Genomic DNA, 10,042 nt, shown 5'->3' with positions numbered 1-10,042 from the left:
GGTCACGTTAGGGTCGGGGTAGGACCTCCACGATAAATTCTCGACCACTATCGCCGGCCTTCCACCCCATATTCTTTCATGCGCCGGGGTGGCACGCTCTGCAATGACCGTTAGGGTGCGCACCTGTGCGCACGCGGTACGTGTGCGGACCGGCGCCAACGGCATTCAAACGTACCGCGTGCGCACGGGTGCGCACCCTACGTTCCTGCTGCCAGTGGGGCGCAAGTCGCAGTGGCAATTCGGTTTAGGCTGCTCAGGTAGAATTTCGGCTTTCAGCAGCCAACACATCCTTTGCCAGTGGAATCGATCCTCAATGCGAAAGCCATAACATTCACAGTTCGCGCCGTGTGCGAACACGATCTCGATGCCATCATGCGAATCCAGGCTGAGTGCTATCCGCCATCCATGCAGGAACCGGAGGAGGTTGTGTTGTCGCGTATCCGTACGGCGGCCGATACCTCATTCGTGGCAATCGATGGCGATGTGGTGTCGGCTTATGTTTTCGGTTATCCCAGCAGGCTGGGCGCTGCTGCGCCATTGAACAGCCGTTTCGTCGTGCCGGCGAACGCCAACACCTTGTACATCCACGATCTGGCCGTATCCCGCGCCGGCAGTGGCCTGGCACGGCGGCTGGTGGCCCGCATTGTCGAACGTGCAACTGAACGCGGGTTGGCCAATTGTGCGCTGGTGTCGGTGCAGGACTCCCTGGCGTTCTGGGAACGTTTTGGTTTTCAAACGGAGCCTGCGCCGGGGCCGGAATTGCGGGCGGCGCTGGAGAGCTATCCCGGTAACGCTTTGTACATGATCAGGAGTCTTGACGCCTGAATAAAAAAAGCCGCGTTACTGCTCGCGGCTTATTTGGATCATTCGGCTCATTTGCGATCAATGGCCCCACCGGCGGCCGTCGCGATCCCATCCGCGGTCATGGCGGTCATAGTGGCCGCGTCCCGGGTTCACGTACACCACTTCCGGCGCACGGTAGTAGCGGCGCGATTCCACATAGACCGGGCGCGGCTCGACGTAGACCGGACGCGATTCAACGTACACCGGACGCGGCTCGACATACACCGGCGCCGATTGGTAATAGGTCGTCGTCGTGGCGTAGCCGCGATTGTCGTAGTAGTAACCCGAATTGTTGTAGCTGTAACCCGAATTGTTGTAGCGGTAATCATCGCGCGTCTGGATCGATGCGCCCACCGCCGCACCCAGCACGCCGCCGACGATCGCGCCGTCGCGTCCGCCAGCGCTGTGGCCGACCGCAGCGCCGAGCACTGCGCCCACCGCCGTATTCATTCCGCGATCGTCCGCCATTGCCGTGGTCGAGGACACGGCGGCAGCGACCAGGATCAACGCACCAAAGCATTTATTCTTCAACATGGCTTGTCCTTAATGCCTCACGGAGGATCGGAATGATCGCTTGAACGCCGGGGCACATGTTCAATATAGCGCTGGTCGCCTGCAATTCCATCTGTTAATACACACTCTTACAAATGACCAGTTTCACCTAACATTTGGAACGACTCTTGCACTCCGCCGAAGCCGCCCCATCTTAGCGGCATTCCTTGCTTTCCGAAGTCATTCATGAGTGTCCGCCGATCCTTTCCCACGCTCCTGTTCTTGCTGGCGCTGTTACACATTTACATAGGTATGCGGCTGTTTCCCGCCATTGCGCCGGGCGTCGTCGCCGGAACGGTGGGCGTGTTGTTGCTGGCGCTGTCGTGGGTGCTGGTGCCGCTCGGTCTGCGCGCGCACACGCTCAAGCGCGGAAAGTGGTCGGAACAACTCGCTTGGGCGGGATTGATCGCGATGGGATATTTTTCGTCGCTGCTGGTGCTGACCCTCCTGCGCGATGTCACCCTTGCCTTGTTGTGGGTAATCGGCGTGAACGGATGGCTGGTCCATCACGACAGCGCGGTACTCGTGCCCTTGACTGCGCTGGCGGTCACTTTGGTCGGTTTTGTCAACGCACGGCGCGTGGCGCGCGTGGTTAAGGTCGAGGTGCCGATCGAAAACCTGCCCGATGCGCTCAACGGCTATTCGATTGCCCAGATTTCGGACATTCACGTCGGCCCGACCATCAAGCGTCCTTATCTGAACGCGATCGTCAACCACGTCAATGCGCTCAAGGCGGACGCGATTGCGATCACTGGCGACCTGGTCGACGGCAGCGTGCAGCGGCTCAAGATGCACACGGAGCCGCTCCAGCGGTTGTCCGCGCGCGATGGCACGTTTTTCGTGACGGGCAACCACGAATATTATTCAGGCGCGGAAGAGTGGATTGCCGAGATGCGCAGACTGGGCCTGACGGTCTTGCTCAATGAGCACGTGGTTCGCGTGCGCGGCGATGCGGCGCTGATGATTGCCGGCGTAACGGACTATACAGCCCACCATTTCCAGCAGTCGCACAAGAGCGACCCGCACGCGGCGGCGGCCGGGGCGCCGGACTATGTGCGGGTGCGCATCCTGCTGGCGCACCAGCCGCGCAGCGCGCATGCGGCGGCCGAGGCCGGCTTTCACTTGCAGTTGTCGGGCCATACCCATGGTGGACAGTTCTTCCCGTGGAACTTGTTCGTGCCCTTGCAGCAGCCGTTCGTCGCCGGCCTGAACCGTGTGCGCGACCTGTGGGTGTACACCAGCCGCGGCACCGGCTATTGGGGTCCGCCGAAGCGGTTTGGTGCGCCGTCCGAAATCACGCTGGTGAGACTCGTCCCCGCGTAAATTGAGCATGTAAATACCGCAATAAAAATCCAGCAAAAACTTTCCGGATGCGCTATTGTTTTGGTCCGTTGAATTTGTCCAAAGGATCGAAAGCAATGAACCGCCGCACCCGCATCCCCGCCTTGACTATCCTCGCCGCGTCGCTGTTCGCCGGCGCCGCCTTTGCCGCCAGCCCGGGCAACGATCCGGCCGCGCTGGCCAAGATCCGCGACACCGCGATGCAGAGCGATTACGCCTATCAACGACTGGAAGACCTGGCCGACCTGGTCGGCCCGCGCCTGTCCGGCTCGCCTGGCGCCGCGGCGGCGGTGACCCAGGTGGCGGAGGAACTGCGCAAGCTGGGCGCGAAGGTGACTTTGCAGCCGGTCAAGGTGCCGCACTGGGTACGCGGCGCCGAAACGGCCTCGCTGGTCGAATACAAGGGCCGTCCCGCCGGCGTGACGCAGAAGGTGGTGCTGGCGGCGCTGGGCGGCTCTGGCGCGACTCCGGCGGAAGGCATCAAGGCCGAGGTGCTGGTGGTGCACAGTTTCGACGAGCTGAAGGCGCAGGGCGCCAAAGTCAAGGGCAAGATCGTGCTGTTCGATGTGCCGTTCGATCAGAAAATGGCGGACCGCGGTTTTGCCGGCACGGCGTATGGCCAGGCGGTCGCTTACCGCGGCAACGGTCCGCGCATCGCCGCTGAGATGGGCGCGGTAGCGGCACTGGTGCGCGCCGTCGGCGGCGCGGCTTACCGCATCCCGCACACGGGCGGTACCAACCTGCAGGATGGCCATCGGATTCCGGCGGCCGCGGTGACCATCGAGGACTCGATGCTGATGGACCGCCTGTCCAAACGCGGCCCGGTCACCATGCATTTGACGCTCACTCCGCAGATCCTGCCGGACGCCGACAGCTACAACGTGATCGCCGACTGGACCGGCACCGAGAAGCCGGACGAAATCGTGATCGTCTCCGGCCACCTCGACTCGTGGGACCTGGCCACCGGCGCCAACGACGACGCTTCCGGCGTGGTGAGCGCGATGGGCGTGATCGACACCCTGCGCAAGCTCGACTTCCGGCCCAAGCGCACGATCCGCGTGATCGCCTGGATGAACGAGGAAAACGGCGGCCGCGGCGGCGCAACCTACGCTGCTTTCGAAAAGGCGAACGCCGAGAAGCATGTCGGCGCCTACGAGGACGACGGCGGCTCGGGCCGGCCGTTCGGCGTGAAAGCCAGCGTGGGGCCGGAGGCGGTCAAGCTGTTCGCTCCGCTCAAGGATGCGCTGCAGGTGATCGGCGCCGGCGCATTCCAGCGCGCGGACATACTCGGCACGGGCGATCTGCACGCGCTGGAGGCGGCGGGCGTGCCGAGCTTCGAGCCGGCTATCGATTCGTCGGACTACTTCAACTACCACCACACGCCGGCCGACACCTTCGACAAGGTCGACCCGGATAACCTGCGCCGCCACGTGGCGGTGATGGCGACCACTGCCTGGTTCCTGGCCAACAGCGAGCAGCCGATCGGGCGCGCGGTGGTGCCGCCGGGCGCGAGCCGCCGCTGATGTCCGAGGTTCCCTTTGCCTCGGCGGAGGGAACTTAGCCGTTGCGTGGCACTCTGTTACCACAGGACCGCTCAACGGAGGACATGATGAATGGACGTAACAAGCTGGCAGGACAGCGGATTGCCGTACTGGCCGCGGACGGTTTCGAACAAGCGGAACTGGCGGCGCCGGTAGCGGCGCTGCGCGCGGCAGGGGCCGAGGTGGATATCGTCTCCCTGCACGGCGGCAGGATCCGCGGCATGAACATGCACGAGCCGGGCGACCTGGTCTCGGTCGACAGGACCCTGGTTGATGCCAGCCCGCGCGACTATCAGGGGCTCTTGATCCCGGGCGGTTACATCAGCCCGGACCTGCTGCGCCAGTCGGCCGAGGCGCGCGACTTCGTGCGCGATTTCGACCTGCGCGGCATGCCGATTGCCACGCTCGGCCACGGCGCCTGGCTGCTGGCCTCGGCCGGGCTGGCGCCGAACCGCACCTTGACCTCGTGGCCCGGCGTGCGCGACGACATGGTGAATGCGGGCGCCACCTGGCTCGACCAGGAGGTGGTGCGCGATGGCAATTGGCTGACCGCGCGCGGGCCGCAGGACCTGGCCGCGTTCACGCGCGACATGCTGCAACTGTATGCGGGCGCGCCGGGCAGCAGTGGCGCACTACGGCGCCGTCATTCCGATCCCCAGCGCGAACAGCCCACGGCCGGGCCGGGCCAGGCCATGCGCTGGCTGGCCACGCCGTCGGTCGGGGCAATGCTGGGCCTGGCCCTGGTCGGCGCCGGGTTGGTGGCGGCGAACCGCAGCCGCGGCAAGGCCGAGGACACCTCGGCGCCGCGCTAACGATCGAGCTTCGCCGCCGGGAACGCGCACCAGCCGCGGCCCGGCCGGCTGGCCCATCCACAAGGCCGGCTGTTACTCTTTCCCGTCCGAAATTGGAAGGCGCCGCACTGCGCGCGCGTGGCCGCGGTAAGGCCTGCCGTAGACGGTCTGGATGCCGCTCGCAAAATTCTGCCCCCACACCAGTTGCGCCCGTGTCTCGTGCTGTTCGCTCGACCAGTACCAGGCGCGTTCGAACTGCTCGCGCAGGTTGGCAAACAGCAAGGACAGCTCGCGCCGCGTCGGCAATGCGCCGCCGCGCGCGGTGGCCCAGTCGTGCGCCGCCGACCAGCTCACATCGGCCGCATCGCCGGGCAGCAGGATCAGGTTATAGTCGGACATCCCTTCCTTTCCGAGAATCAGCCCGGCATAACATTCGCCTTCCTTCAATCCTTCCTTGACTTGTACGTGGTTCTCGCCCATCGGGAATCCTTTTCGCTAGGTGCAGCTACCTAAGACTCCTGGTTCGTGCGCTTAGTTGCCGCGCTTGCTGCGATCTAGGTCATGGCGCAATTCTATTTCCGTGATCATTGTTGGATGTGCAGAAGGCGTAGGGTGTGTACCTTTGGTGCGCACGCGGTCACCGCATGCTCACTCGCGGCTGCCGATTTGCTGCGCTAAGTTCGCGAACCGCGTGCGCACAGGTCCTCGCCGGCCGCGCGCCCCCTACGACCGGCAAAAGTTTCCTGAGATTCAGGATTCCCGGCGCTCAAGCGCCGCACGCACCGAGGCCCCGTCGAGCGGTATGTCGCGCAGGCGCACGCCGGTCGCGTCCGCAACCGCGTTGGCGATCGCGGCGCCGGCCGGTCCCTGCGCCGCTTCCCCGGTGCCCAGGAACGGCAGGCCGGGCCGGTCGATCAGGTGCACCTCAACCCGTTCCGGCATTTGCGGAAAGCGCAGGATCGGATAGCTGTTCCAGGCGCGGCTGGTCACGCTAGATGCGTCGAAGCTGACTTGCTCGCACAGGGTCAGGCTCGCCGATTGCAGCAGACCGCCTTCGATCTGGTTGCGAATGCCGTCCGGATTCACGACCTCGCCCGCATCCACCGCCACGACCGCATGCGTGATGCGTACCAGCCCAGTGTCGCGCGCCACTTCGACCTCCAGCGCCACGGCCGTGTAGGCGGCCAGATTCTTGTAGCGGGCAAAGGCAAAGCCGCGCCCACGCCAGGGCGCGCGCGCCCATCCGTTCCAGCCGAAGCGCTCAGAGGCGAGCCGGATGACATCCTGCGCGCGCGGATCGGCCAGTTGGCGCAGGCGATACTGAACCGGATCGACGCCAGCCGCCTGCGCCAGTTCGTCCATGAAGCTTTCGATCGCAAACACGTTGGTGTAGGCGGCGAGCGAACGCAGTGCCGACGTGCGCAGCGGCGCCTGCGGCAAAAAGTGATGGGTCACGCGCGCATTGGCCGAGGTGTAGAGCGGAATCGCATTGCGGTCGCCGCCGCCGTCCGGCTGCGGGATTGGCCTGGCCGGCGGCGGACGGAAAGCCCGCTCGAGATACGTGGCGGCGAGCAGGTTGCCCGCCTTGCCGGGACGCGAGCTATGCGGCGGGCTCCACACGTCATAGACCCAGTCGGCGATGCGACCATTGGCGTCGAGCGTGGCGGCGACACGCGCGACCATCGGCGGCCCGAACGGCTCCCAGCCGTGTTCATCTTCACGCATCCATTGCACGCGCACGGGCTGGCCGGGCAGGGCGCGCGCCAGTAGCACCGCGTCGGCAGCCGCGTCATCGGCCCCGTTGTGGCCGTAGCAGCCCGAGCCTTCGGTATGGATGCAGCGGATCTTCTGCTCAGGTACGGCAAGCATCTCGGCCAGCGCGCCGCGCAGCGGATAGACGCCCTGGCTGTGGGTCCAGACCGTATATTCGCCGTTTACATTCTGCGCTACGGCGCACGACGGCCCGATCGACGCATGCATCTGGAACGGACGGCGGTACGTCGCCTCGAACCTGCGCCCGGCGGCGCCCGGTGTGCCCCGTTGCAGGATCACGGTGTCCGTGGACTTAGCTTTCAGCAGCGTCGCATACAGGTCGGCCTGCGGCGGCAGTGCCGGCCCGGTGTGCCAACGGGCTGCGCGCGCCAGGGTGGCCGCGGCCTTCACCGCCTGGTATTCGCCTTGCGCGATGACGGCGAGGAAGGACCCGTCGCGCACCACCTTGAGCACGCCCGGCTGCTGCCCGGTCGTGACCAGGTCGACGCTGTCCAGCCGTGCGCCAGGGCTGGGCGGGCGCACCACACGCCCGTGCACCATGCCGGGCAGCCGCAGGTCCTGCACGTAGGCGATGCCGCCCGCGACCTTGGCCGGAATATCCACCCGCGGCAGCGACTTCCCAATCACTGTGTATTCGGACGGGTCGCGCCACGGCGCCTGCCCGGTTGCCGGTACGTGCAGTTCGCGTCCGCGGACCAGCTGGGCGTAGGCGACCCGGTGGCCGGCGCTTTCGATGACGCCATCCGCCACATGCAGCTGCGCGGCGGGCATGCCCAGGCGTTCGGCCGCCAGGTCGAGCAAAATCGAGCGCACCTGGGCCGCGGCACTGCGGATCGCGGTACCGCTGTCCTGCATCGTGTGGCTGCCGGCCGTATATCCTTCGTTCGGTGTTCGCGCGGTGTCGGCCGTCACCAGTGCGATGCGCCCTGGCCCCACCACCAGCTCTTCCGCCGCGACTTGGAGCAGGGCGGTTTTGATGCCTTGCCCAAGCTCGGCCTTGCCGGTAAAGACGGTGATGCTGCCGTCGGCGCCGATGCGAATCCAGGCGTCGAGCATTGGGTCGTTGCGCAGGCTGCCGGGCAGGCGCGGCTTGTCCGGCTGCGCCTCGGTAGCAGAAGGATGCAGCGAAAAACTGACGACCAGTGCGCCGCCCATGATGAGCAGCCGGCGTCGGGCAGGATTGTCGATTGCTTGCGTTCTCATCAGGCTCGCAAACCGGCTTTGGGCGCGCGACGCATTGCTTCGGCTGCCCGTTGGACGGCGCGCACGATCCGCATGTGCGTGCCGCAGCGGCACAGGTTGATCGCCAGGTTGTGGCGGATGTCGGCGTCGCTCGGGCTCGGGTTCGATTCGAGCAGCGCCTGGGCGCGCATAATCATCCCGGCGATGCAGTAGCCGCATTGCGCCGCCTGCTCCTCGATGAACGCGCGCTGCAGCACGCCAGGCGCCGCCGCACTGCCGAGTCCCTCGACCGTCCGCACCGGATCCTGCCCGACCTGCGACACCGGCAGCACGCATGACAGCACCGCTTCCTTGCCGAGCATGACCGTGCAGGCTCCGCACTGCGCCAGGCCGCAGCCGAATTTGGCGCCGTTCAGTTGCAGGTCATTGCGCAGCACGTACAAGAGCGGCGTGTCGGGCTCGGTCCGCACGGTATGCATGTGGCCATTGACGTCGAGGTTGTAAGTGCTCATGGCGGTGGCATCGCAGGGGTGGTTTGAACGCGATTTACGGGCAGCTTGCAGCTCCACGCGACTATATCATCGAGCACTGCGCGCAGCGCGTGGCGCATGCCGTCCACCGCGCCCCCAGCGTTGAAGGCGGTGGCGGGCGCGGAGCGGGAAAAGCGGCGCTGCGCCAGCACATCCAAAGTCGCGCCATCGAGCAGTTCCGCCGTCACCGAAACATGCACCGTTCCGGGCTTGGTGGTGGCATCGTGGTAAATCTCAGTGAGGCGGGTGGCGAGCACCAGGTCATCGGCCTTGCCGGCACTTTGCACGCGCGATTGCAATTCGTCGTAAACCACCTGTTGCGGCGGTTCGGTCCAATGGCTGAACCGGTAGTTGGCGCGCGTGCCGGGCGCATCGCTGTAGACAATGCGCCGCGTGCCGTAAAAGCTCGCCGCGGTCGTCGGCGCGAGCGTGAACGGCGCGTTCGCGCAGCCCACCGGCGCCGGAGCCGGTGCGTCGAGCACGAAGTAGCGTTGCGGGTCGCGTGTGACGGCAGGGGCACAGGAGGCGAGTAACGCCGCCATGACCAGGGTGAGGGAGGCTTTCACCGCTTGCCTTCTCCGGGACCCAAGGTGCCCGCCGACGGTCCGTACAGGATCTCGCTCGGGTCGTTCAGGCGGTCGGCCGCGCCGCCCACCGAATCGGCGGCGGAATTGATGGAGCGGGAGGTCGCCCGCAATTCGGTATTCCCTGTCGTGAGCAGGGTGTTGGCGCGGCGTGACAGGGCGTCGATGTCGGTGCGCAGCTGGCGGACGGCGTCGTCCGTGCCGCGCAGCGTGCCGGTCGCCTGCGCGCCGAGTGCGTCATAGCGTGTGGCCAGGGCGTGCGTGTCCGTCGCCACCGACCTTGCCAGACTGCGCACCTCGTCGGCGGTGCTGCCCAGCCCTACCAGCACACTGTCGACCCTGGCCAGCGCCCGGTCCGCATTAGCGCTCGCGCGCTGCAGGTTGGCAAGCGTGGCGGTGAAAGCGGCACGGTTTTCGGGTGACAGGGTCGCGTTCAGGCTCCTGGTTAATTCCGCGAGCGTTGCCGTAAATTGTTCGGCGGCAGATTCTCCCTCGGCAATGACCGGCCCCTGTTCTTCCTCTTGGGTTTGCGCGAGCAGCGGACTTTGTTCGGTGCTGTTAATCAGCTGCACGGTCGCCAGGCCGGTGATCAGGTTGCGGTCGACCATTGCCCGTGTGCTTTTGCGCACCGGCGTGGACGGATCGACCAGGATCGATACCTTCACCGCGCCCGGTATTCTGGACGAGAACCCCAGGCCGGTCACCGTGCCCACTCGCAGGCCGCGCATGGTGACCTCGCTGCGCGGCTGCAGGCCGGCGAGCGACTGATGCGCAAAGTAAATGGTGTACGAATGCGCATTGCTGCGTTCGCTGTTGCTGCTTAACCAGAGAATGGTGCCGGCCAGCATTGCCACCAGAACCAGCACGGCTACGCCGACGAATGTGTATTTGGCTTCGGGTTCCAT

At 65.7% G+C, this 10,042-nt stretch carries 10 protein-coding genes; 4 read left to right on the top strand and 6 right to left on the bottom strand.

The window, feature by feature from the left end; genetic code table 11:
* Positions 1 to 297: 297 nt before the first annotated feature.
* A complete protein-coding gene (locus tag E4O92_RS15135) occupies positions 298 to 825 on the top strand; it encodes a GNAT family N-acetyltransferase (protein WP_167759803.1) in 528 nt (175 codons plus the stop codon).
* Between the two features lie 57 nt (positions 826 to 882).
* On the opposite strand, the gene E4O92_RS15130 is transcribed toward E4O92_RS15135, so the two are convergent.
* Positions 883 to 1,377, bottom strand: coding sequence for a YMGG-like glycine zipper-containing protein (locus E4O92_RS15130; RefSeq protein WP_206076886.1), 495 nt, complete (start codon positions 1,375 to 1,377; stop codon positions 883 to 885).
* A 204-nt stretch (positions 1,378 to 1,581) separates the two neighbouring features.
* Here E4O92_RS15130 and E4O92_RS15125 point away from each other — a divergent pair, with 204 nt between their 5' ends.
* The 3 genes from E4O92_RS15125 to E4O92_RS15115 all read left to right on the top strand — a co-directional run bounded on the left by E4O92_RS15125 (position 1,582) and on the right by E4O92_RS15115 (position 5,089).
* The gene (locus E4O92_RS15125; protein ID WP_229483391.1) at positions 1,582 to 2,718 is read left to right on the top strand and encodes a metallophosphoesterase; all 1,137 of its coding nucleotides are present in this window, start codon (positions 1,582 to 1,584) and stop codon (positions 2,716 to 2,718) included.
* A 95-nt stretch (positions 2,719 to 2,813) separates the two neighbouring features.
* Positions 2,814 to 4,259, top strand: a complete 1,446-nt coding sequence (locus E4O92_RS15120) for a M20/M25/M40 family metallo-hydrolase (protein WP_135190563.1) — start codon at positions 2,814 to 2,816, stop codon at positions 4,257 to 4,259.
* A gap of 86 nt (positions 4,260 to 4,345) precedes the next feature.
* Positions 4,346 to 5,089: a type 1 glutamine amidotransferase domain-containing protein gene (locus tag E4O92_RS15115; RefSeq protein ID WP_135190562.1), complete on the top strand. Its 744-nt coding sequence runs from the start codon at positions 4,346 to 4,348 to the stop codon at positions 5,087 to 5,089.
* 72 nt (positions 5,090 to 5,161) lie between these two features.
* Here the strand turns inward: E4O92_RS15115 and E4O92_RS15110 are convergent, their stop codons facing one another.
* The 5 genes from E4O92_RS15110 to E4O92_RS15090 form a co-directional block, all read right to left on the bottom strand.
* Positions 5,162 to 5,548, bottom strand: a complete 387-nt coding sequence (locus E4O92_RS15110) for an Lcl C-terminal domain-containing protein (protein ID WP_135190561.1) — start codon at positions 5,546 to 5,548, stop codon at positions 5,162 to 5,164.
* Positions 5,549 to 5,818: 270 nt separating this feature from the next.
* A complete protein-coding gene (locus tag E4O92_RS15105; RefSeq protein WP_135190560.1) occupies positions 5,819 to 8,044 on the bottom strand; it encodes a xanthine dehydrogenase family protein molybdopterin-binding subunit in 2,226 nt (741 codons plus the stop codon).
* Positions 8,044 to 8,535 carry a (2Fe-2S)-binding protein gene (locus tag E4O92_RS15100; protein ID WP_135190559.1) on the bottom strand — a complete coding sequence of 164 codons (492 nt, stop codon included), beginning with the start codon at positions 8,533 to 8,535 and terminating at the stop codon, positions 8,044 to 8,046. Before E4O92_RS15100 ends, E4O92_RS15105 begins: the two co-directional genes overlap by 1 nt.
* Positions 8,532 to 9,119 carry an ABC-type transport auxiliary lipoprotein family protein gene (locus E4O92_RS15095; protein ID WP_135190558.1) on the bottom strand — a complete coding sequence of 196 codons (588 nt, stop codon included), beginning with the start codon at positions 9,117 to 9,119 and terminating at the stop codon, positions 8,532 to 8,534. The genes E4O92_RS15100 and E4O92_RS15095 overlap by 4 nt, the downstream gene beginning before the upstream one ends.
* On the bottom strand, positions 9,116 to 10,042 hold the full coding sequence (locus tag E4O92_RS15090; protein WP_135190557.1) for an MlaD family protein: 927 nt from the start codon (positions 10,040 to 10,042) through the stop codon (positions 9,116 to 9,118). Before E4O92_RS15090 ends, E4O92_RS15095 begins: the two co-directional genes overlap by 4 nt.

Origin of the sequence: Massilia horti, assembly GCF_004614195.1 — a bacterium.
In the GTDB taxonomy this organism is placed as follows: domain Bacteria; phylum Pseudomonadota; class Gammaproteobacteria; order Burkholderiales; family Burkholderiaceae_D; genus Telluria; species Telluria horti.
The sequence above is the reverse complement of the archived record's forward strand: the minus strand, read 5'-3'. Positions and strand labels throughout refer to the sequence as shown.